Genomic DNA, 23,420 nt, shown 5'->3' on the forward strand with positions numbered 1-23,420 from the left:
CGTCCTCGCGGCCGATCAGGCGCGCGAGGACGTTCGTCAGGCCGACTTAGAAAGTCGGGAGTACCGGCAATGGCGATCCGACCCATTTGCGGGCGATGGCATCCAGTTCGCCGTTCTGCTTGATGTAGTAGATCGTGTTGTTCAGCCACTGATGCAGGTCGTAGGCGTCCTTGCGGACCGTCATGGAGTTGGGCTGGACCTGGAAGATGAACTTGACTTCACTGGTCGTATCGCCGCGCAGACGCATGGCAGCATTTGCCTGCGCGTCAGGTCCCGCGATTGCCTGGACCTGGCCGGAGAAAAGCGCCTGCATGGTGGTGGCGTCATCGTCAAACCGAAGGATCGTCAGACCAAGCTCCTTCTCGCGATTGACGAACTCCCTCTCGACGCTTGATCCGCGATTGACGCCGACAGTCATGCCCTTGAGGTCTTCCCACTTGGAAATGGCCGTATCCTTATGGGCGTAAATACCGACCTGGAATGCACTGTAAGGGTTGGTAAACATCACCACCTTGGCGCGTTCGGGCGTAGGCGCCAACGTCGCAACCAGAAAATCGACCTTGCCGGATTCCAGCGCTGGAATACGCGAAGGCGGCGTCAATTGAACCATTGTCACAGGAACGCCCATGTACTTGCCAACCAGCGCAGCCACATCAGCATCATAGCCAACGGCATTGCCCTGGGCATCTACGGAGCCGAATGGAGGCGCGCCAACAAGCACACCAATCTTCACCGAGCCGCGCTTGACGATCTCGTCGACGGTCTGCGCACTCGCAAATCCGCTGGTCAAAACACCCGCACACACGGCCACCAAGGCTGCTGCTGTTCTCAAATTTCTAAAGAAGCTCATCACTCTCTCCCTTTTGATTGAGCTATTGATCAAGTCATCAACGTTCCAATTGCGCCCTCTGAATGATGTTGACGCATTCACGGCCCTCCAGCCGCCGGTTGATATTGTCCGCAATTGTCTGCTGGCGACGGCGAACCGTGCCGCTTGTCCAGCCGGACATGTGCGGTGTCATCACGACATTGTTCAGTTCGTGAAACGGTAGTGCCGAGGGCAGTCGGTTCGGTTCGCCCGGGCCTGGATAGGCGTACCAGGTGTCGATGACTGCACCTGCAATGCGACGCTCGCTCAACGCATCGAACAGAGCCTTTTCATCAATGGTCGGACCACGACCCACATTCATCACAACGGCGCTCGGCTTCATCGCGGCAAAGGCGCTCTGGCCGACAATTCCCTGCGTAGAAGCGGTGAATGGCACTGAAACAATGATAAAATCTGCTGACGGCCAGAAGTTTCCGAGTTGGTCCAGCGAATAGGATTCATCCACCAGCTCTGAAACATCAACACGGGTACGGTTTGCCACGCTGACACGCATATCAAAGGCTTTTGCCCGACGGGCAATGGCCTTGCCGATATGCCCAAAACCCAAAAGACCAATTGTCTTTCCAGACATTTCGTCATGCAGCCTGTCTGGAGAGCCAGACCAGTAGGCCCAGTCGCCCTGACGCAATCTGCGGTCCGCATCGACAAGCGGCACGTGCCTGTTCAAAATGGCCGCAAAAACATATTCCGCAATGGCCGGATCGTGGCCGAAGCAATTGCAGACCGTGGCGGTTTTAGGCATCATTTCCAGATTAACGGGATCGTAGCCCGCACCCGGCACATGAAACAGCTGAAGCTTTTCCGGTGTGGGCAGAGATGCGTCGAACTTGACGCCAACAATCACATCTGCCTGCCGGTAAGCCTGACGCTGATCCTCGGTTTGAAGGACGTCTGGAAGCAGAACAATCTCCGCTCCACGTTGAACGAGACTGGCGAAATCGCTGCTGAAACTGGCAGCATTCTCTCCATGGAATATGATCCGTGGCGACATAAGCACCCCCCAATTGGAATTCTAGAACCTTAAATTTGATGCAGCACAGGCCGCGAACGACCGGAGGCCCGGCCTATCCGTCTCGCTCATCATGTGGCGAAGGTAGGTGCCGGCAAAGTTTGCCTCACCTGCAAACCGCAGCGCGGTGAGGTTGAAGACGTGCCTAAACATGATTTGTCTCTGTGCCATGAACGACCTCCCCGTACGCTCATTCCTCCATCTTGAGAAAACTCATAAAATATGTTGTGAAATATTACAAGCGATATTATTGTCGCGGCGAAGGCGGCCTGAAGCGCGGCCCACGGGTGGGATCGGTCTGGCTTCAGCCGGATGGGAGGAATTTCAAATGAAGATAACCGCAATAGAAACCTTGCGGACGGAAGAGTTCGCCAATGTTTTATGGGTGCGCGTCCACACGGATGCGGGACACATTGGTCTTGGCGAGACATTTTATGGTGCGGGCTCGGTGGAAGCGCATATCCATGACGTTCTCGCCGGTCGACTGCTTGGCAAGGACCCGTTACGCATCGAGGCCCATGCGAGAGAACTTGTCAATCTACCAATGGCACAAGCGTCCACGGGTGCCGAATACCGGGCAGCATCGGCTATCGATCTGGCACTCTGGGATATTTTCGGAAAGGTCTGCGACCAGCCCGTCCATCAGATGCTGGGTGGCCTGTGTCATGATCGCATTCCCGTTTACAACACCTGTGCGGGCTATGGTTATGTTCGCTCCAACAAGATCAAGCCGGTCGATACATGGAACTTCCGTGACAATTCCGAAGGCCCGTATGAGGACCTTAAGGGCTTCATGACGGACGCCGGGGCTTTGGCGGAAAACCTGCTGGAACAGGGTATTTCGGCCATGAAAATCTGGCCTTTCGACCCCGCTGCCATCGAGAATGACGGTCGCTATATCACAAGTGAACAGCTGCGCACGGCCATCAAGCCATTCGAGCAGATTCGCAAGCGCGTCGGAGACCAGATGCGGATCATGGTCGAATTTCACAGCCTGTGGAACCTGCCGACCATCAAGAGAATTGCACGGGAACTGGAGGCGTTCGATCCAACCTGGTACGAAGACCCGATCAGAATGAACTCCGTATCGGCACTCTCGGAGCTTGCAGCATCAACAAGCGTGCCAATTTGCGCATCCGAAACACTGGGCTCCCGCTTTCCCTACAAGGACATGCTGGAATCTGGCGCTATCGGAATCGTCATGACCGATCTCGTCTGGACGGGCGGCCTGACCGAAGGTCGGAAGATCGCTTCCCTCGCCGACACGTATCACCGCCCTTACGCACCGCATGACTGCACCGGCCCCGTTGCCTATGCTGCAGCCGTTCACTCCTCGTTTTCACAGACAAATACAATGATCCAGGAGTCGGTGCGCGCCTTTTACACCGGCTGGTACAGCGAACTGGTGACCAATGTTCCGGTGATTGAGAACGGTTACGTTCTGCCGATGGAAGGACCGGGACTTGGCACCGAGCTGTTGCCACAGGTTTTCGAACGGACGGACCTGACTGTTCGGCGCAGCGCCCTTTGAGGAGATGAACATGACAAAATCTGGAATTTTCGATCTGTCCGGGCGCACCGCTCTCGTAACGGGATCGTCGCGCGGACTTGGGCGGGCCATGGCAGAGGGTCTGGCGAATGCGGGAGCGCGCCTTCTCATCAATGGAACCGATGCTTCGCGCGTTGCACAAACGGTAAAGGAATTTTCTGATAACGGCCACTCCGCCGAAGCCGCGGCTTTCGACGTAACATCAGAAAGCTCGATACTGGAGGCTTTCAGCCGTTTCGATGCGTCGGGCATTGAGATAGACATCGTCATCAACAACGCCGGTATCCAGTTCCGCAAGCCGATGGTCGAACTTGAGACCGCTGATTGGCAACGGGTGATCGACACCAACCTGACCAGCGCCTTCATGATTGGCCGAGAAGCAGCCAAGCGGATGATCCCACGCGGCTACGGAAAAATCATCAACATCGGGTCCCTGACAAGCGAACTGGCCCGCGCCACGGTTGCACCCTACACGGTGGCCAAGGGCGGCGTGAAGATGCTGACCCGGGCCATGGCGGCGGAATGGGCGCAGCATGGCATTCAATCCAATGCCATCGGCCCCGGCTACATGCTGACCGACATGAATCAGGCACTGATCGACAACCCGGAATTTGATGCCTGGGTAAAGGGACGCACACCATCCCGGCGGTGGGGGCGACCCGAGGAGTTGATTGGAACAGCCGTGTTCCTCGCCTCATCTGCGTCTGACTACGTCAATGGCCAGATCATCTATGTCGACGGCGGAATGTTAGCGGTTCTCTGAGCCCCATTGCCAACTTATCGGGAGGATAAGACCATGCGAGGTGTCATCATCCACGCACCAAAAGACCTGCGCATTGAAGACGTACAGGAACAGCCGATCCTGGCGGACGAAGTGAGAGTGGCAGTCGTGACCGGGGGAATCTGCGGTTCAGACCTCCACTACTACCATCACGGCGGCTTCGGCACGGTCCGTGTGCGCGAGCCAATGGCCTTGGGCCACGAATTTGCCGGCGTCGTCGTGGAAACGGGTGGTGACGTTTCTCACCTTGTTCCGGGAATGCGGGTTGCCGTCAATCCATCGCGCCCATGCAACACGTGCCGCTATTGCCTTTCGGGAATGCAAAACCAGTGCATCGACATGCGCTTCATGGGGAGTGCAATGCGCACGCCCCATATTCAGGGCGGATTTCGAGAGACCGTCGCCGTTAATGCGTCGCAGGCAGTGCCGATCTCAGATCGCCTGACCATGGGCGAAGCCGCGATGGCGGAACCCCTGGCTGTTTGTCTGCACGCCGCACGTCAGGCTGGTTCTCTGCTTGGAAAAAAGATCCTTGTTACCGGTGCGGGGCCAATTGGAATGCTGGGCGTCCTCGTAGCAAGGCTCGCGGGCGCATCGCACATCGTAGTTACTGATGTCGCCGATGCACCCTTAAAACTCGCCGCCCATATCGGAGCGGATGAAGCGGTCAACGTCCTGCGCGATCCAGCAGGACTTGAGCCATACAAAGCGGAAAAGGGCGTCTTCGACGTCGTGTTCGAAGCATCCGGCAATCAGTCCGCACTTGTGTCCGCCCTCGATGTCCTGCGGCCCGGCGGCACCATCGTTCAATTGGGCCTGGGTGGAGAGATGACGCTCCCCATCAATCTGCTTGTTGCAAAGGAACTGCAGCTGAAGGGCACATTCCGCTTCCACGAGGAGTTCGCCCAAGCAGTTGACTTGATGGGGCGCGGCCTGATCGACGTCAAACCGCTGATCAGCGCAACAGTGCCGTTTGAAAACGCTCGCGACGCCTTCGAGCTCGCGAGCGACCGTTCACAAAGCATGAAGGTTCAACTTAAGTTTCAGGATACCCACGCATGACCGACATCGTCGCCCAACAACTCACAGCAGAGGCTTTTGCCCCTTTCGGATATGTTTCAGAAACGGGAGATATCAGCTCCCAGCTGTCTGTGACCCAAGCCTACGAAGGTGCGCAGGAAGCCACACTTCCTGTCTTGAACATCGTCCGCATGAAGGGTATCGCAGAACGTGCAGAAGTCTCGCAGCTGGAGATCCACCCCTACTCAAACCAGACATTTTTGCCGTTGGACTCAACGCCATCGATGATCGTGGTTTGCGAAAAAGCATCTGATGGAACGCCAGATGTTTCATCCATCAAGGCGTTCATCGCCCAGCCGAACCAGATCGTCACCTATCGCCAAGGCGTGCTGCACCATCTCCTGACGCCCATTGGCGCAAAGGGCCTGTTTGCCATGACCATGCGCCAGACAGGACGGGGCGATGACACGGTTATTTACGAGTTGGTGAAACCGGTTTCAATCAGCATTCCCGGGTAATTTGAGAGATGTGCCGTGCGGTCAAATGATCGCCGCGGTATCATGAACCTGAGTGCCAAAAGCGGTCGACATCTTTGCTGGCCGTTCATCAAGTGATGCATAATAAAGAAAAGGCCGGGCGCCCAACCCGAAGACGAGCGCCCGGAGGCATTGCCTCTAAGTACAATGCCATCCTGATCGTTGATCAGAAAACTTTTGTCAGCGAAACGGCGAAGGTGCGGCCGCGTCCCTTGTAGTCGAAAATTTCGTTGCCGACCGCTTGGCCAACGGAGGCACCGTATAGAGCCTTGGCGCGAGAACCCCAAACCGTTGTGTAGTCGGTATCGAACAGGTTCTGGATACCGAAATTCAGGGTGGTGCTAGCCGTTTCGAATTTGTAGCCACCCGTGAGATCGAAGAGCGTATAGCCATCAATCTTGAAATTCTGGGCGTCGGTCAGGTCAAAAATATGCTGTCCCGTCAGCTTCAAGCTCAATGCATCATTCGTCCAGCCAACATAGCCGCCAAGTTTTGAAACACTTGCGTTCTGGATTGTTGCCGTCCTCCAGTCACCATTGCTCTTGACGTCGGTGCGGACCCACTGTCCGAGAACGCCGACATCGAAGCCATGGTCGAGTTTGGCGCCGAGTTTTCCTTCAAGGCCATAGACGCGTTTGTCTTCATTCAGGACATTAACTGCAAGCGTTGTACGATCCAACGTGATCGATTTGTCTGACAGCGAATAGAATGCAGCTGTTTCAACCGTGTACGTGCCGTCGTCAAAACGATATCCGGCCTCTACCGAATTCGTCTTGATTGCCTGCAAGGCAGAGTCGGCAACATTCACACTGTCGCCGAGAACGTACCTGCCGCCAACAAGGCTATAGGTGCCGACGCCATAATATTTCGCGGGATCGGGCAGTTCGAAGCCTTGGCTGAAGTTCGCGTAGACCTGCTGCGTGTTGGAAATCTTGTATGTCGCACCGGCATTGAACAGAAAGTCGTCATATTCGACGCTGCCGCCCGGGATCGTGTCGGCCGATGTGCCCCTGCCCTGTATGATTCCAACCTGCGCTCCAGCCCCAACGAAATCCGAGACTTTGGTATGAACAAATTGATAGCGGGCACCGCCATTAAGGGTGAGTCTGTCCGTCGCCTCATATGAGGCTTCGGCAAATCCGGCGATGGTGGACACTTTGATCTCAGGATACAGGCCGGCGATGCCAATTGTATCGAAGTTCAAACCGCCACTGGACGAAGCCGTTGCGTAATCGAATACGTTCTGATGCGACGACAGTGCGTCGTGATCGGCATCGATACCATAGGTTATTTTCAGCTTGTCGGTGGGTTCAGCGACAAGAGCGGCTTTACCGGAATAATAATCGGTGTCTTGCGCACTTCCGCCAAAGTAAAAACCGTATGGCGGTGAAAAGCTGTTGGATGCCGGGAAGGGGCTGAACGAAATACGCTCCTTGCGGAATGCTCCCTGCAGCAAAAGCTTCTGACCGAGAAAATCGTCATCCGTATAGGTCGCGTTCAACATTGTGCGCTGCGTACGGGGATTGAAGTCGGAGCTATATCCGTCGCGCGTTTCGAAAAGAGAAGGGTTCCTGGTCAGGAAGCCGCCGAGACCGGCACCGTAATAGAGGCCGTAGTCTGAATCCTGCTTGCTGTCATAATATTGTCCGGACACTTCCAGGCGTCTTGCGTCATCAATCTGAAAGCCAACAGACCCCATGAAGTCAACGCGCTTGTTGAAGGCCGTGGACGTTTGAACGATGTCTGGCGTCACCATCGTGCCGCTGCCATCATAATAGGCGCCACTGCGATCACCTGAAATGGACATACGGGCATCCCAGTTTTCTGCGTTGTACGTTACGGCGCCCTTCGCGAAACGGTCGAAATCCTGGCTCCCTGCAAATCCGCTCTCAGCCCCGACTGTAACCTCGCTATGAAGGCCCGGCTCAGCGTCTTTGCCCTTTTTGGTAATGATGTTGATAATGCCGCCCGTCGCATTGCCGCCATATATGGAGGTTGCACCAGACAGAACTTCGATGCGGGCAATATTAAAGGGATCGATCGAGTCGAACTGCCGGCTTAACCCACGTGCGGAATTCATCGACACGCCATCGATGAGCACCAGAGCGGTACGACCACGCAGGTTTTGGCCATAGGACGTTCTTGCTCCATCGCTCGCGGCGTCGAAGCTTGGTATGCTGTCCGCAAGAATCTGCTGCACAGACTTTCCGGCATTCGCCTGCGTTGAAATCTCGTCGCTCTCAACGACGTAGATCGTTTTGGCGGTTTCCGAAATCTGTTGCGGCGTCCGACCACCCGTTACTACGATTGTTTCGAGAACCGAGGAACCACCGCCCGCGTCATTCGCATCCGTGGCGTCCTGTGCCTGCGCGGTCGCAGCGGCCAGAGCGAAAAGGCTCACACCGAAGTTCCAATATCTGTTCATTTTGCCCCCAAATGCATAAAAACCATTTGCAGCAGACAGCTGCAAAATACGCGACTATTTTTATCATGTTTTATGGGTTAAGAATTGTAAGTGCTTGGATGTGAACGAACAGGTTTTGGACAATTGCGAACATCAACAGAAAAGACGGGTCCATCCAGATGGAGATAATTCGTCCTCTCAAGATCGGGACTGTTTCGCTTGCCGACGCCGAAAGCAGGCTTATTTGCCGCACGATTTTGCTGGACATGCTGGGTGAAGCAACGATCACGGTTGACGGTGGCGATCTCGCCGGGGTCACCGGCCTTTTCTGGAAACACGTCGATCTCTCGCTCGCGACGCTCTACCTGCCGAAGACCCCATTGACGCTCACCTCAAATGGCACAGGAACAGCGGGAATAGTCATCGTACGTGCGACGGATGGGCCGCTTATCGTGCACCACCGGAAGCAGACTTTTAAATTGGCACAACGCGACGTCATCCTGCTTCCTGCGGACGTTTCTTCGGAAATGGTGCTTCCAGAAGGCGGGAGATTTGATTGTGCCCATCTACCCCAAGCAGCTGTTGCGCCACTAAAGAACGTTCTTGATCGTTTGCTTTTCCGACAGTTCGACTCCCAATGCCTGCCATTGCAATTATTGACCAATTACGCAGGATACCTTCTGCAGCAGGAGCATCAGGACAAGAACGATGCCACCATGATGGTGGCGCACTTTTATTCTTTATTGCCGGTACTCGCCCAACAGGTGGATGTCTCTAGCTCGCTATTGGACGTCCCGCAAAATCGCGTCGATTCCATCAAGGCTCTTATCGAAAGGAATTTGTCCGACGGTTCCTTCTCCATCACTGACGTCGCAAAGGCCGAAGGCATATCCACACGCGCAGTGCAGAAAATTTTGAGCAGAGCGGGCACAACCTTCTCCCGCTATGTTCTGGAGAGACGTCTGGTTCTGGCTAAAACCATGATCCTTGGCGATACATCATCCAAACCGATCAGTCAGATGGTTTACAGCGCTGGCTTTAACGATCTTTCCTACTTCAATCGAACCTTTCGCAATCGCTATGGCCTGCGTCCAACCGATCTGAGGCGCATGAACGAGAAAAATACGGAAACATAATCCTGGTTGCTGCAGGTGCGTCATTATTGTTGACACGCGTAGGACGAAATTCGGCAGCGATGCAAAGGTGCGCATGACAGACGTCGCGCATCATCATGCGCTAGCGGGGCCGCCTGCTTGTGAAACTCGATTAATCTTGCGCAGAAACCAGACGGACAATGCCATTCCAGCCAACGAAATGCTCGTTGATATCGAAAATAGCGCCTGATAACCCAGCTTGTCTGCAATCAAACCTGCAACGGAAGCGCCTGCCATGTAAATGATCAGTTCGGCACAGGCGAGGATCGTGAAATCCGTACCCGGCTGGTCATTCGATGACGACTTCATGAAGAAAGAGTAGATCGCAACAAGCTCCATATAGCGGATAAGCGTCTGGAAGGCCGATGCCGATAAGGCAACCCAGATGCCAGGCATGATACCAGCGGCGTTAAGCGCAAAGGCGAGAAAGCACAGGCTCCGCAGCCCACCAAGCAGCACAAGCGTAGTGGTCAGCCCGGACTTCTTGATCAAAAGCGCAGCGATGGCAACGCCCACCAGACCCGCGGTGGCCGCAGCGCCGCCTGAAAGATAACCGATCCAGTCCGTCGGCACCTTGATATCAACCATATACGTCCCCTCCATTCCTCTGACCAAGCCTTCGCTGGCGCGATAGGTCAGCGCAAAGCCGAGGATCAGCCATGCATTGGGGCGGCGGAAAAAGGCGAAAAGACTGGCGGGTGTTCGGGGACGATCGTCCACAACCGGTTCCGGCTGCATCACCACAGCTGCCAGCAATGGCAGCAGGGAGAGGAGAGCCACAAGCAGTATCATCGTTTGCCAGCCCGCAACATGGAAGATAACGAGTGCCGTGGTACCACCGATAATCACCCCAAGCGCCACGGCACCCGCCTGAACAGCGTTGCCCATGGAGCGTGTCTTATCGGTCAATTGACGCACGGCATAACCATCCGTCGCTATATCCTGAATGGACGACACGACCGTTACGGAAATGCAGATCGCAAACAGGATGCCAACGTTATCAGGCTCCACCAGCGCCATAGAGGCGATGCCCGCGCTGACCAAGAACTGGGTAGGTACGATCCATCCCCGGCGATGCCCGAGTTTCGGCCAGGGCGACCATCGATCCACCAGCGGCGCCACAAGGAATTTCAGAATTAACGGCAGCATCAAAAGCGAAAAGAGACCGATTGCGGTGCGCGATGCGCCACTCTCACGCATGATGGGAGGCAAGGCGACGAGCATGAGATAGGTTGGAATTCCCTGCGCGAGATATAATCCACCAAGCACTCCCATTAATCGCCGTTCCCAAGGCGATGCCAAAACCGGAACGTCTGGGAGGGTGTCGATATTGACCATTAAGCAACCGAGTTGTTAGTCCGCCGATGCGTTAGCCTTTTTAAGAGCTTGGGCGTGTTGAACCCCCGCATCCCGGTATTCAAACAGGAGAATGAGGTTCATATTTATTTCGAGATGGCAAAACAAGCTTGGATTGGAGCGAACCCGGCTTGGACAATAACGAACAATCTTTCGAAGATGGCATCCACGCACGACTGCAACAAAAGGCCGCGAATGCGATCCGCCCAACAAGCGCCGCAAATGGTATAAATGGCATAACCTTATAATCTTTTGATTTGCACCTTGTCCGGTGCTGTGCGACTGTCGCCGTTGAGACGAAAGATGGCAGGGCAAGGCGAATGGACGACGTGACACGAAACGACAAAACCGTTGCTGTAGTCGGTGGAGGGCTGATTGGCGTGAGCTGGTCGGCTCTCTTTCTTGCCCATGGATATGACGTAGCGCTGTTTGAACCTTCGGTCGCGGGACGTGCGCAAATTGCAGATCGCATCAGTTTGGCCATGGGCCAAGTTGCCGAGATCGCGACCAGCCTGCCACTTTCTGGCAAGCTGACCGTGACCGAAACGTTGGCAGAGACGGTCGCTGGCGCAATCTGGGTTCAGGAGAATGCTCCTGAGGACGTTCCCCTTAAGCGCGAGCTCTATTCCGCCATTGAAAAGGACGCACCGCCCGGCGTCACGATTGCTTCAAGCACCTCATCGCTTGTCTGGTCAGAACTGAGCGCAGGCATGGATGATCCGTCACGATTGATCACCGCGCACCCGTTCAATCCGCCGCATCTGATGCCGCTTGTCGAGCTCTTCGGCAGCGATAAAAACCGCGTCGAACGCGCGGCGGCTTTTTATCGAACGGTTGAACGCTACCCGGTGAAACTGAAGCGCGAAGCCATCGGCCACATTGCCAACCGCCTCTCCTCTGCCCTTTGGCGGGAAGCCGTCAACATGGTGGCCGAAGATATTGCTGATGTAGACGATATCGATGCGGCGCTTGTGTATGGGCCCGGCCTGCGATGGTCAGTTGTGGGCGCTCACATGGCTTACCATCTTGGTGGCGGAGAGGGAGGAATTGCCCATTACCTTTCTCATCTAGGTCCGAGCCAGGAGAAGCGGTGGAAAGACTTGGGTACGCCGACCCTTGATGAAGCCACACGAGGCAAACTTGTCGAAGGCATTGAACAGGAAGCCAGAGGCAGGGACGTTGCGCGGCTTGAAGCCCTACGGGACGACGCTTTGATTGCTGCGCAACGCGCATTGCACGGAAGGCGTGTTTGAACTAACCGAAGTTTCTCACCCTATATCGTTGCCGAATGCTCACTTCTGTGGACTTGCCTGATGCCTGACCGACATTCTCCCACACCACTTTATCATCGGGTTTACGCAGTGATGCGTGAACGAATCGTCAAGGGTTACTATCCCGCTGACGTCCCGGTGCCGAGTGAGGCGGAACTCTCCGAGAGCTTTTCAGTCAGCCGCATTACCATCCGCAAAGCCATGGAAATGTTGACGGCAGAAGGACTCGTAACACGCACGCGTGGACGCGGCACTTATGTCACGGACCGCACGAAGGACAACAAGCTTAACCGCGTCGTCGTTTCCAATATCAACAGCCTGTTCAGCTATCTGAACGCCGTTGGAAAAAGCACACGGTTGAAGGTTGTAAGCCTCGACATGGGAGAGGCGCCTCCCCGCATTTGCGAGCAAATGGGCGTTGCTCCTACGACCGAGCTGGTCCGTGCTGTGCGCGTGCGCTCGCTCGACCGCCGCCCGTACTCCCTCTCAACAGCCTACCTGCTGCCGGAAATTGGGAAAACGCTGGAGCGTAACGATCTCGCAACGACGAATATGATCGATCTCGTTCAAAAGACCGGGACCGTGGTGGAACAGGTCGAGCAGACTTTGACCGCGACCCTCGCAGACGACTACGCCGCAAAACATCTGGAAATACCCATCGGTGCGCCACTGATGCTGGTGAACCGGCTGTTCTTCAACGCGGAACTCAAACCCTTCTATGCAGCCGAGATATTCTATCGCGCGGATCGCTACGAATACCGCGTCTCTCTCAAGCGGGAAGACGGCAAGGATTTCTCACTCGGCAATTGACGCATCCAATCGCAATGGATGCCTGAGCAAGCCGCCCAACTGCGTCACCAGATCGTCGCGAACATTTCCTTCGACGCTGTCAACAAGGGCAAACAACTGGGCGCGCTCGCTCTTGTCCCAGACAGAATCAATGAGACGCTGAGCCTTCAGATCAACGTCCGAACGTGAGAGCGACTGGTTTCCATCCCCCTTCGGCACAAGAACCTCGGCACTTTCGGTCTTTCCATCAACGCGGATGAGGCGCACACGCGCTGGGCGATTGGTGGGATAGAGTGCGTCAAATTGCTCGTCGACCTGAAGTTTGATTTTTCCGACGAGTGCTAAAACCTCTGGATGCTCCAGTCTCTCTTGTCCGAAACCATCATGCTTTAGCGGGCCAAAACAAATGGCCAATGCCGCAGCGTGGCGAAAGCTGAATCTTGCGGCGAGATCACTCGAAGGGTTGGGAGAGTCATATTGGAGTGCGGTTGCATAGGTTTCGACGCGTATCTCAGCCACCTCGCTCGGATCGAAGACACCCAACTGCTCCCTCAAAAGCTCGATACAATCCAGCATGGGACCAAGATGGGCGCAGACCGGGTGCCATTTGAGATAGGCATTGGTAATTTCGTAGTGAGACCAACTCCCGTCTTCGCCAATTCCTTCGAGCATTACCGCAGGGACGAATGCCTCGCCCGCGCGTGGACCGAAGAAGCGTTCAAGTGTTGCATTGGACGGCAATAATCCTGCCTTTGCGGCCTTGGCCGCCACAATACCGTTCTGCACGCCGAGACCTACGAACAGGTGATGTGCACTGGCGCCTTCCATACAGGTATCGCGAAACGGAAAGAGAGCGACCGCAGCGGCATTGCCGATGGCATTCTCGATAAGCGACGCGCGAGAAGAGCTATCACGTCCCTCCCCCAGCAGATAGGCAGCGGACACGGCCGCACCGATGCAGCCGAATGTCCCGGTGTCGTGCAGCAGGGGCTGCATACCACCCAAAGCCGAGCCGATCCGCGCTGAAACTTCGTAGCCGGCGATAATCGCATTGAGAAAAGATGATGCCGAGGCGCCGGTCTCCTCGCTTATAGCCAGAGCAGATGGCAGGACATGGCTCATGGGATGACCCCGGGCACGGCGATGCCCGTCCTGCAACTGCAGCACGGTCAGCGCCATACCATTGACGAGCGCCGCCGCTCCGGCAGGCCCGGACGATGAAAATCCAACAGCAGATGATTTGCCGCTACCGCCAGTCTCAAACAGGGCAGCCCGGGCTGCGGAGATGGAAGGATGCGCCGCTCCAGCCACCATTACGGCTAATGTGTCGAGTATGAAGTTGCGATAGGCAGCCCGCACCGAGCTGTCGGTAGTACCGAAATTGCTCGATGCGGCGGCTCGCGCAAGTGCTGTGGCGGCACTCTGCACCATGTCAGCCTTTCGCAGCGCGCTCGGCTTGCGCGCCCGCTTTCATCATCTCGCTGAGCATATCGAGCCTGGGTTCGACCGGTGGCGGATAGACTTGCCTGCCATGGCTAAGGCCCAAGGCAAGAAAGGTGTCGACCAGCTTGTAGGTCAAAGGACCGGGATTAACGACCGGCACGGGCAGGTTGGCTGCAAGGTATTCTCCCGCCTGATGCATCGTCGTTGAACCAAGGCAGATGACTTCCGCTCCATCCTCTTCGATGCACCGCATCGCGACATCACGCATCCGGGGGAAAACGCTGTCTTCCTTCCCGCCCAGCAGGTTGGAGAAGTCCGGTGGCTGATCGAAACTGCGCACCGAGGCGCATTGCCGGTCGAAGCCATATTCACGGATTGCCTTTCGGTATCGCGGCAGTGCTGGCGCCCACTGGGCAAGCACTGAAAATTTCCCGCCAAGCGTCAAGGCATAGAGCATCGATGCCTTGCCTGCGCCGATGACCGGAATTGAAAGCACCGAGCGGAGCATGACCATTCCGCTGTCGGACATCGTGTCGATGCAGACCGCATCGAAGCCTTCATCTTGCGCCCGGCATCCGGCCTCAAATATAGCAAGGTCCATCAGTCCCCAATCATGCGGAGACATGAAGGAGGTCGGCCCGCAGGTGACGGGCCTGTAGGTCAGCTGCCAATCCGCGGGCAACGGCACATAGCCTGACTGAGCCTCGCGGTTGCGAATACCTTCAGCGTCCAGAGCGAATGGAACGATGACGAGAATGCGGGTCATTGCTTGCCCTCCAGATAGGCTGCGCCTGCCGCGCCGATGGCGCGTATCATGTCATGCTTGGGCGAAAGCGGTGTCGGCCAAGTCGCCTTGCTGTGGGTGAGGTTCAGGTCGAGCGCAATCGATGCCAGCTTGTAAGTCAGCGGACCGGGATTGATGACGGGAACGCCGATCCTCTCAGAGAGCCAGGAATGCGCCTCATGCATGGTCGTGGAGCCGAGGATCAGCACCTGCGCGCCATCCTCTTCCACACATTTCTCTGCAGCTTGCAGCAGAAGCGGAAAAACCTCATCTTCCTTGCCAGCAAGCAGACTTTTGTTATCAGGCGTCACGCCAATCGAGCGCATGGAGGCGCATTTGTGCTCCATGCCCAGTTCGCCGAGCGTCTTGGTGTAGAGCATTTTCCAGCGATCCCACATCATCAGGATCGAGAACTTCTCGCCCAGCATCTGCGCCAGAAGCATGGAGTGACGACCCGGCGCAATAACAGGTATCGTCAGAACGGAACGCAGCATCGACATGCCGCTATCGGACATCGTATCGATGCAAACGGCGTCAACCCCCTCTTTCTCCGCATCGAGCCCCGCATCGAGGATCGAGAAATCGGCGAGCGCCATATCGTGCTGGCTCGAATAATTCTTCGGCCCGACCCGCACGGATCGATAATGGAATTCGATGCCAGGGCCGAGGTTGACAGCCTTCATTTGCGCCTGTCTGCGGGCCAGATCCTCCTGCCCCATGGGAAACGGTACGATGACCATAACTTTTTTCATCACGTCCTCCTCGTAAATTGTTTATGCAGCCTCAGCCATGGGTTTCAGCCGCGATGCGGGCAGCCGTAGCGCCTGCCAGACGACCAAAGCTCGTTGCAGTCAAAAGACCGTTGCCCGACAAATATCCATAATTGGCATCCCCGGACACGCCTCGGGCCGCGCCGCCGCCTGCAAGAAGATTGGGCAGAGCGGTGCCATCTTCGCGCAGCACCCGGGCTTCCGCATCGATGACTAGCCCGCCCTGTGTATGAAACAGCGCGCCGTTGACCTTCACCGCATAATAGGGAGCAGCAAGCACCTGATCCTGCGTGAAAACCCGGCCAAACCTGTCCGGCACGCCAGTGCGCGCGGAGGCTTCAATAGCCTCGAATTCTTCACGAATGGCGTCAAGTGAGAGGCCCGTTACGACACTGAGCTCTTCCAGGCTGCCAGCCGCCTTGACTGCTCCAAGCTTGCGGATTTCACGGTAATCGTAAAAGCCCATCCCGGCCTCGTCACCCTTGGCATCATAGATATCCCAGGCGGTGTGACCGGGCTGCGCAGCCACTTCGGCAGCGTGTTCTGAATAGCCACGCATCTCGTTTGAGAAACGGCGACCTTTCTCATTAAGGAGGATACCGCCTTTTGTGATGACCGCCCACGTCAATGGCAGCGCGTGCGGATGGGCAACGGACCCATGACCCTGATAGGATCCCATATCGGCAACTGCCGCACCGATCTCGAGCCCCCATTTTACCGCGTCGCCGGTATTGGAAAGATGGCCGCAACATTCGGCCTCGGCGATTTCGGGAATGTATTTCTGCACAAGCGCGACATCGCCAGCAAATCCGCAGGAAGCAAGAACCAGAGCCTTGCAGCCGAGCATTTCAAGCGCACCATCGGGTCTGCGGAAGCGCACACCCTTCACGCGGCCACTTTGGTCCACATAGAGGTCCTCGACCGATGCTTCGGTGACAAGGTCAATCCCCGCCTCGGAAACGGCGGCCAGAAGCGACTGTTCAAGATCGGCACCTGTTCTGCTTTTTGGACCATGCATACGAAGACGCGAGTGCCCGGGATAAATGAAGCCCGTTACCAGTTCGAATTCGACATGATGCTTATCCATAAGCCAATCGATCATTGGACCGGCCGTCTGCGCGGCAACCAACGCCATATCAAAGGGCGTGTGATCGTGCGTCTTGGCGACGAGGTCACTAGCAAATATTTCCGGGCTATCCTCGATGCCAGCTTCCTTTTGCAGACGCGTGCAAGGCGCTGGGATAAGCCCTGCGGACAGGGAGGTGGATCCGGTCGGAGTTTCGTCACGTTCGAGGATCATCACCTCTTGCCCGGCATCATGCGCTGAAAGCGCCGCAACCAGACCACAGGCCCCGGCCCCCACAACCACGACCGGCATTTCGAAATCGAATGTCACGCCCTCGGCATTCAGCACTGCCATCGTTCAATCTCCCTTGATGACGGGAGGGCGAGACTGCCTGCCCTCCGTCAAATGCTTGCTGCTCAATACGTCGTACGATTTGCTTCGGGCGTGCCGTAACGTGCTTCCAGTTCCTGAATCTCCGGCATCCGCGCCATGTCGAAGAATTCCTTGAAATTCATGACGTTGGGAGCAACCGATGCGATAGTTTCCTCGGTTTTTAAAACCTGAAGCGTTTTACGTGCCGCCTCGCAGGCCGAAAGCAGAAGCCAGTTGGGATAGATGATGAGTTTGAAGCCCAGCGCCTCAATTTCCGAGCGTGTCAGAAACGGTGTCTTGCCTGATGTGGCCATGTTGTAGAGAAGCGGAATACCCTCAAAGCGCGGCGCGATGTGCGGCAAATCATCCGGTCCGGGACTTTCGATGAAGATGACATCCGCGCCAGCCTCGCGGTACAGTTCAGCACGGTCGAATGCGGCGTTGCGTCCATGCAGCGCCAAAGCATCCGTGCGGGCGATAACGACGAAGTTCTCATCGATACGTGCATCAACGGCCGCCTTGACCTTCGCGACCATGTCCTCTGCCGAAATGAGTTGCTTGCCCGCAAGGTGGCCGCAACGCTTCGGCAGGACCTGATCCTCAAGATGGACCGCAGCCACTCCGCCGCGCTCGTAAAGCTGGATGGCACGGCGCACATTAAGCGGACCTCCAAAACCATTATCCGCATCGGCAATCAGCGGAATGTCAGAGGCATCGGCAATGCGCGTGGCGTTGTCGACCATTTCCGTCATGGTCAACAGGCCAACATCCGGATAGCCCAGCCGGGTTGCCGAAGTGCCAGCACCGGTCATGTACATGGCGTCAAAACCGGCTTCGGTGACGAGGCGAGCATACATGGCATCGACGACGCCTGGAGCCATGAGGGCTCGTTCGCCTGCAAGCAGCTGCCGCAGACGTTGGGTACGTGTAAGGGACATTGTATTCTCCGTTTCTCCGTAAATTATATGCGCCCCGGCAAAGTCCATCCGGGGCGACTTGTCACATTCCGAGGTAGGCCTGGCGCAGCTGAGGATCGGCAAGCAGCGTGGCGGCGTCTCCCTGCATCACGAAACGTCCCTGCTCGATGACATAGGCGCGCTTTGCGACACTGAGGGACTGCATCACATTTTGCTCGACCAGCAACACGGCGACACCATCGGTGTTGATCTTGGTAATCAGGCCGAACATTTCCTCGACCATGATGGGTGAAAGGCCGAGCGACGGCTCATCCAGAATGAGAAGTTCCGGCTCAGACATCATACCGCGCCCGATTGCCAGCATCTGCTGTTCACCGCCGGATAGCGTCCCGGCCAGCTGATTTAGACGCTCCCGCAATCGCGGGAAAATCTCGCAGATCCGCTCAAAATTCTGTTTCGTGTTGTTTCGTGCGCGGCGAAAGGCGCCCAGCTTGAGATTTTCGCCGACCGACAGGTTCGGGAACACTTTCCGACCTTCCGGAACATGGGCGATGCCCAATGCCACGATGTCCTTCGGCTTCTTGCCCGTAATCGTTTCACCCTTGAAGGTGATCGATCCTGCACTTGCCTTGATGAAGCCGGATATGACGTTGTTCAGGGTGGTCTTGCCGACACCGTTGGAGCCGAGCAGAGCAACGATCTCTCCTGCCTCGACGCGCATATCTATTCCCTGCAAAACACTCATCGAGCCGTAGCCTGCGCGGATACCTGAGATATCAAGCATGATTTTCCTCCTGCAGGCGGGCGGCGGCGCCGTGGCCGAGATAGGCTTCCACCACGGACGGGTCCTTGACGAGTTCGCGAGGTGTTCCATGGGCGATCATCTTGCCCTGGTTCAGCACATATGCCGTTTCGGCAAGTTGCATCACCGCCTGCATGACGTGTTCGATCATCAGGAACGTATGCCCCTCGTCGCGGATCTTCCTGATAATGCCAACGATTTCGGTGATTTCGGAGGGGATCAACCCTGCCATCACTTCATCAAGCAGCAGAAGCTTCGCGCCGGTCGCAAGTGCACGCGCAAGTTCTAGGCGCTTTCGTCCCGCGATTGTCAGGGAGGAAGCAGGACGGTCGAGCGTGGCGCCCATACCCAGCCGCTTGCCAACCTCACGCGCTACAGACATCGCCTCCCGACGATCATGGTGATGGAGATAGGCACCGACCGCAATGTTTTCCTGTACCGTCAGGCCCGCGAAGGGCTGGACGATCTGGAAAGTGCGGATCATGCCAAGGGCGCAAATGCTATGCGGCGCAAGACCGGTGATGTCCTTGCCCTGAAATCGCACCGAGCCTTCGTCGGCTTTGGTAAAGCCGGCAATCATCGTGAAACATGTTGTCTTACCGGCACCGTTCGGCCCTAACAGCCCGACGATGGAGCCCTCGGGAACATCGAGCGATGCGTCAGTCACCGCCTTCAATCCGCCGAAGCGTTTGGAAAGATTGCGAACCTCAAGCATTGTCGTCCTCCTTCTTCTTGAAGGTACCGAGCTTGCCAGCGAGGCCGACAAGGCCATTTGGCAGGAAGCGCAGGGCGCAGATCAGCACGATCGCATAAAGCACGAAGTTCAATCCCGGTGCATTGGGCAAGAGATGCTTGGCACCTTCGCCAAGGAGATGCAGACCGAGCGTTCCAAGGAGCGGCCCCCAGATCGTGCCGGCACCGCCGATGATCGGCCCTATCAGCGCTTCGATGGAAACGGCGCTGCCATAGACCACGTTGCTATCGATGAAAAGCCAGAGCTGGAGATAGAGCACACCGGCCAGCCCCCCGAAGGCACCTGATATCGCCATCGCCTGCACCTTGATCTTGTAGGTATCGATGCCAAGTGCGCGGGCTGCATCTTCGTTTTCTCTCACCGCGATGAGATAGGCTCCGAAGCGGGAGTACTTGATGAATGCGGTCAGCCCCATAACGACAGCAACGACAACCAGCAGAGCCGTATAGGCGATGGTCCGATCGTTGAACTGGAGATTTGCCACGCCGGGTGCAAGCGTCAGCTGAAGGCCGCTGCCGCCACCGGTAAAGTCAAATGACGAGGCGCAGATACGCAGCACTTCGGCAAAGGCCAGCGTCACCAGCGCGAAGTAGGATCCGCGCAAACCATAGCGAAAGGCAAGCGCGCCAATGAACACTCCCATGAGCGCACCGGCAAGAATGCCAGCGCCGAAGCCCACCCAGGCATTGACACCATATTTGACTTGCAGGATCGCCGAAGCATAGGCGCCGGTGCCGTAAAGCGCGGCGTGGCCAAAGGATGACAGTCCCCCGAAACCGCCGGTGATGTTCCACGAGAGCGCGACGACCGCGACGATCAACGCGTTGATGGTAAAGCCCATCCACACGGGTGAGGATGCGAAATAGACCCCGAAGAGATAGGCAAGGGCTGCCGCAATGAGGGCGATCTGCCCGATTGATTGAGGTCTCATGTTCTTGCCCTCCCAAGAAGCCCTGACGGTTTGAAGAGCAGGATAAGGATGAAAGCGAGGAAGATGCCGATCTGGCCAAGGCTTTCGCCAAGGAAAAGACCGCAGAGCGACTCGATGACACCGAGAAGAAGACCGGCCACCAGTGCGCCCAGCAAGCTGCCCATGCCCCCTAGAACGACTGTGGTGAAGGCAACGAGGACGAAGGTGTAGCCAACCTGAGGCGTGATGTAGAATGTCGGCAGCAGAAGACACGCAGCCAAAGCGACACAGGCGGTGCCGATACCAAAACAGACGGCATAGGTATGGTTGACGTCAATGCCGACCAGTTCCGCGCCACGCTTTTCGATAGCGACAGCCCGGATGGCCGAGCCGGTGCGGGTATAGGCCATGAAACACCACAACAGCGGTGCGACGGCGAGGGCGGCGCCAAACGCAATCACGCGACCAAGCGGCAGATAAGCGCCCAGAATTTCGACCGTGTCGTATGCATAGGCGATGTCGGCGGTGCGGGTATTCGACGTCCAGAAGTAAAGCGCGAGATTGTCGATAATCATCGATGCCGCGAGCGTTATGAGCAGCACGTTCTGCTCCGAACCACTGCTCATCGGCGCTATCAGGCCGCGTTGCAGCACATAACCGAGCGCGAAGAAGGCTGGCAGCACGATTGGAATGGCAAGATAAGGATCGACGCCGAAATAGGTGTACAGGAAATACACGGAATATAGCGCCAGCATCAACAGGCTGCCATGGGCAAAATTAATGATGTGGAGCACGCCGTAGATGAGCGTCAGCCCCAGCGCCACCAGCGCATAGACCGCTCCCATCATAAGGCCGCTCAACACGGCGGGAAATATCAGACTTGACATCAGGGCTCGCCTCTCTGTCGTTTGAAGAGCGCCCCCAGGGACGAAGCCGTCCTTGGGGGCGAGACCGTGTCAGTTCTTGGCGGGAATGGGGAATACCGCTTCGGTCGTCGCATATTCCTTCGGGAAGACCAGTTCGATCTTTTCGCCACGGATCTGCGTGTTGACCGGCCGCGAATTGACGTTGTCGCCGTTGACGAACTTGGTCGGGCCATAGGGCATGATCGACTTGTCGAAGGTCGATGCCGCCAGCGCTTCCATGACTTTCTGGCGATCAGTCGAGGCGCTGCGCTCCAGAGCATCGGCAATGACCTGGATTGTCGCGTAGGACACCATGACATCATAGGTCAGATCGAGCTTTGCAGCGGCAACGCTTGCCGCAAGCGCCTTCGACTCGTCCTTCGATGGGTCGTACCAGTGATTGCAGTCCATCACATATTGAGCGACTTCCTTGTTTTCGCGTACGAACTTGATGTTCGACGCAGCCCCACCAAGGATCGAATAGATCGCCTTCAACTCAACGCGCTGCTGGTTCAGCGCCCTCGCCATCAAGGTGTATTCGTTGATGTAATTGGACGGAATAAGGATGTCCGCCTTGGATGCCTTGACGCGCAGGGCAATATTGGAGAAATCGCGCTGGGGTGTCGGATGCGAGATCGTTTCAACGACTTCGATGCCCTGCTTGGGAAGCTGCTCAGCAAGGATCTTCGCCATGTTGGAGCCAAAAGGGCCATCTTCGTGAACAATCGCAGCCGTCTTGACGGTGTTGCCCGCGCTGGCATTAAGCAGCTTGAGGTTTTCCAGAGCGACGCTGGTGCACTTGTTGACGCCCGGCGTGAAGCGGAAAACATTCGGCAGGCCGCGCTGGACGACCGTTTCTGCGGTACCGATGGAGAAGACCTGCGCAAGATTGTACTTCGCAGCCGCCTGAGAGGATGCAAGGCCGAGTGCAGAGGCTGTTGCACCGGTAAAGGCACAGGCTTCGGCCTGCACGAGGGTGTCGACAGCAGAAGCAGCGGCTTCTGGACGGCTTTGGGCGTCTACCACCACGAGCTCGATCTTTGCGCCGCCCATGCTCTTGATGCCGCCTGCGGCATTGATGGCATCAGCCGCAAATTTGGCGCCCGCCGCGCTCTGCGTACCATTATAGGCAAGATTGCCGGTCAGCGGTTCGATGACGCCCACCTTTACGGTTGCCGCCTGCGCGCGCAGGATGGATGGCGCTGCCAGACCGACCGCAAGTGCGCCGGAGACTTTTAAAAGATTACGTCGTTCAATTTTGAATGTCATTTTTGTGCTCCCAGTTTTTTTGTGAGACGGCGAAAGAAACTCGCTGGTCCGCCCGTCAACGGCCCAGCCAGGAATGCGACGCCATTCGATCGGTTTCGAATGCCGAAATCTGCTCCATAAACGTCAGGGTCATCTCGATCTCGTCGAGACCGCGCAAAATGCAGTCGCGTGCAAAGGGATCAATGATGACGGGGTGAGTGCCGAGATTGCCCGGCAGAACCACCTCTCCCGCCTCCAGATCGACTGTGACCTGCGCATCGGGAAAGCGAGAGATGTGCTCGGCAAGCGCGTCGCAGGTCTCCGCCGACAAGCGGACGGGTACCAGCCCGTTCTTCAGCGCGTTGTTGAAGAAGATATCACCGAAGCTTGGCCCGATGACGGATCTTATCCCGTGATCCACGAGAGCATAGACCGCACCTTCGCGCGAAGAGCCACAGCCAAAGTTATCCTCGACGACCAGTATTGTGGCAGCATCCGCACCCGGTCTGTTTAATGGAAATGCGGGATCGAGCTCTTTCTCTTCAGTACGACGGATGTCATGAAACAGGAACTGGCCGTAGCCCTCCGCACGGTCCGCCTTCAGGAAGCGTCCCGGAATGATCTGGTCCGTATCGCAATTGACGCCGGGGATAGCGATTGCTTTGGACGTTTCGCGTGTGAATGCCTTCAT

The 23,420-nt window shown here is 56.6% G+C and carries 22 protein-coding genes; 7 read left to right on the forward strand and 15 right to left on the reverse strand.

Annotation, left to right across the window (positions count from 1 at the left end):
• Positions 1–46: 46 nt before the first annotated feature.
• Positions 47–850, reverse strand: coding sequence for a transporter substrate-binding domain-containing protein (locus ASF69_RS12530; protein WP_062587952.1), 804 nt, complete (start codon positions 848–850; stop codon positions 47–49).
• Between the two features lie 37 nt (positions 851–887).
• Positions 888–1,880, reverse strand: a complete 993-nt coding sequence (locus tag ASF69_RS12535; protein WP_062587954.1) for a 2-hydroxyacid dehydrogenase — start codon at positions 1,878–1,880, stop codon at positions 888–890.
• Between the two features lie 346 nt (positions 1,881–2,226).
• Here ASF69_RS12535 and ASF69_RS12540 point away from each other — a divergent pair, with 346 nt between their 5' ends.
• From ASF69_RS12540 to ASF69_RS12555, 4 genes are read left to right on the forward strand one after another with little or no spacing between them, the layout of a single operon-like run.
• On the forward strand, positions 2,227–3,429 hold the full coding sequence (locus ASF69_RS12540) for a mandelate racemase/muconate lactonizing enzyme family protein (protein ID WP_062587955.1): 1,203 nt from the start codon (positions 2,227–2,229) through the stop codon (positions 3,427–3,429).
• A 10-nt stretch (positions 3,430–3,439) separates the two neighbouring features.
• The gene (locus ASF69_RS12545; protein WP_062588401.1) at positions 3,440–4,210 is read left to right on the forward strand and encodes an SDR family oxidoreductase; all 771 of its coding nucleotides are present in this window, start codon (positions 3,440–3,442) and stop codon (positions 4,208–4,210) included.
• A gap of 33 nt (positions 4,211–4,243) precedes the next feature.
• Positions 4,244–5,290: an L-idonate 5-dehydrogenase gene (locus ASF69_RS12550; protein WP_062587957.1), complete on the forward strand. Its 1,047-nt coding sequence runs from the start codon at positions 4,244–4,246 to the stop codon at positions 5,288–5,290.
• Entirely contained in the window at positions 5,287–5,766 is a 480-nt protein-coding gene (locus tag ASF69_RS12555) for an ureidoglycolate lyase (protein WP_062587959.1), read from the forward strand. Before ASF69_RS12550 ends, ASF69_RS12555 begins: the two co-directional genes overlap by 4 nt.
• A 184-nt stretch (positions 5,767–5,950) precedes the next feature.
• Here the strand turns inward: ASF69_RS12555 and ASF69_RS12560 are convergent, their stop codons facing one another.
• Positions 5,951–8,209, reverse strand: coding sequence for a TonB-dependent receptor (locus ASF69_RS12560; protein ID WP_062588403.1), 2,259 nt, complete (start codon positions 8,207–8,209; stop codon positions 5,951–5,953).
• Positions 8,210–8,454: 245 nt separating this feature from the next.
• Here ASF69_RS12560 and ASF69_RS12565 point away from each other — a divergent pair, with 245 nt between their 5' ends.
• Entirely contained in the window at positions 8,455–9,324 is an 870-nt protein-coding gene (locus ASF69_RS12565; protein WP_062588405.1) for an AraC family transcriptional regulator, read from the forward strand.
• 93 nt (positions 9,325–9,417) lie between these two features.
• Here the strand turns inward: ASF69_RS12565 and ASF69_RS12570 are convergent, their stop codons facing one another.
• Complete coding sequence (locus tag ASF69_RS12570) at positions 9,418–10,617, reverse strand: RhtX/FptX family siderophore transporter (RefSeq protein ID WP_244475464.1); 1,200 nt, start codon at positions 10,615–10,617, stop codon at positions 9,418–9,420.
• Between the two features lie 401 nt (positions 10,618–11,018).
• Between ASF69_RS12570 and ASF69_RS12575 the strand changes: the two genes are divergently transcribed.
• Together ASF69_RS12575 and ASF69_RS12580 are read left to right on the forward strand one after the other, a co-directional pair.
• Positions 11,019–11,951, forward strand: a complete 933-nt coding sequence (locus ASF69_RS12575; RefSeq protein ID WP_062587963.1) for a 3-hydroxyacyl-CoA dehydrogenase NAD-binding domain-containing protein — start codon at positions 11,019–11,021, stop codon at positions 11,949–11,951.
• Positions 11,952–12,011: 60 nt separating this feature from the next.
• Complete coding sequence (locus ASF69_RS12580; RefSeq protein WP_082469713.1) at positions 12,012–12,779, forward strand: GntR family transcriptional regulator; 768 nt, start codon at positions 12,012–12,014, stop codon at positions 12,777–12,779.
• On the opposite strand, the gene ASF69_RS12585 is transcribed toward ASF69_RS12580, so the two are convergent.
• From ASF69_RS12585 to leuD, 11 genes are all read right to left on the reverse strand, one after another.
• Entirely contained in the window at positions 12,765–14,189 is a 1,425-nt protein-coding gene (locus ASF69_RS12585; RefSeq protein ID WP_062587966.1) for an MmgE/PrpD family protein, read from the reverse strand. The two genes, ASF69_RS12580 and ASF69_RS12585, sit on opposite strands and share 15 nt — an antisense overlap.
• 1 nt (position 14,190) lies before the next feature.
• Positions 14,191–14,967 (reverse strand): aspartate/glutamate racemase family protein, encoded by a 777-nt coding sequence (locus tag ASF69_RS12590; RefSeq protein ID WP_062587968.1) that lies wholly within the window; start codon positions 14,965–14,967, stop codon positions 14,191–14,193.
• Positions 14,964–15,737 (reverse strand): aspartate/glutamate racemase family protein, encoded by a 774-nt coding sequence (locus ASF69_RS12595; RefSeq protein ID WP_062587970.1) that lies wholly within the window; start codon positions 15,735–15,737, stop codon positions 14,964–14,966. Before ASF69_RS12595 ends, ASF69_RS12590 begins: the two co-directional genes overlap by 4 nt.
• Positions 15,738–15,768: 31 nt before the next feature.
• On the reverse strand, positions 15,769–17,175 hold the full coding sequence (locus ASF69_RS12600; RefSeq protein ID WP_062587972.1) for an FAD-dependent oxidoreductase: 1,407 nt from the start codon (positions 17,173–17,175) through the stop codon (positions 15,769–15,771).
• Between the two features lie 62 nt (positions 17,176–17,237).
• Positions 17,238–18,131, reverse strand: coding sequence for an oxaloacetate decarboxylase (locus ASF69_RS12605; RefSeq protein ID WP_062587974.1), 894 nt, complete (start codon positions 18,129–18,131; stop codon positions 17,238–17,240).
• Positions 18,132–18,192: 61 nt separating this feature from the next.
• Positions 18,193–18,894 carry an ABC transporter ATP-binding protein gene (locus ASF69_RS12610; protein ID WP_062587975.1) on the reverse strand — a complete coding sequence of 234 codons (702 nt, stop codon included), beginning with the start codon at positions 18,892–18,894 and terminating at the stop codon, positions 18,193–18,195.
• Positions 18,887–19,627, reverse strand: a complete 741-nt coding sequence (locus ASF69_RS12615; protein ID WP_062587977.1) for an ABC transporter ATP-binding protein — start codon at positions 19,625–19,627, stop codon at positions 18,887–18,889. The genes ASF69_RS12610 and ASF69_RS12615 overlap by 8 nt, the downstream gene beginning before the upstream one ends.
• Positions 19,620–20,597: a branched-chain amino acid ABC transporter permease gene (locus ASF69_RS12620; RefSeq protein WP_062587979.1), complete on the reverse strand. Its 978-nt coding sequence runs from the start codon at positions 20,595–20,597 to the stop codon at positions 19,620–19,622. Before ASF69_RS12620 ends, ASF69_RS12615 begins: the two co-directional genes overlap by 8 nt.
• Positions 20,594–21,463, reverse strand: coding sequence for a branched-chain amino acid ABC transporter permease (locus tag ASF69_RS12625; RefSeq protein ID WP_062587980.1), 870 nt, complete (start codon positions 21,461–21,463; stop codon positions 20,594–20,596). Before ASF69_RS12625 ends, ASF69_RS12620 begins: the two co-directional genes overlap by 4 nt.
• A 69-nt stretch (positions 21,464–21,532) precedes the next feature.
• A complete protein-coding gene (locus ASF69_RS12630) occupies positions 21,533–22,750 on the reverse strand; it encodes an ABC transporter substrate-binding protein (RefSeq protein WP_062587982.1) in 1,218 nt (405 codons plus the stop codon).
• 55 nt (positions 22,751–22,805) lie between these two features.
• The gene (gene leuD / locus ASF69_RS12635; RefSeq protein ID WP_062588407.1) at positions 22,806–23,420 is read right to left on the reverse strand and encodes a 3-isopropylmalate dehydratase small subunit; all 615 of its coding nucleotides are present in this window, start codon (positions 23,418–23,420) and stop codon (positions 22,806–22,808) included.

This window comes from Rhizobium sp. Leaf311 (assembly GCF_001423445.1).
GTDB lineage: Bacteria > Pseudomonadota > Alphaproteobacteria > Rhizobiales > Rhizobiaceae > Agrobacterium.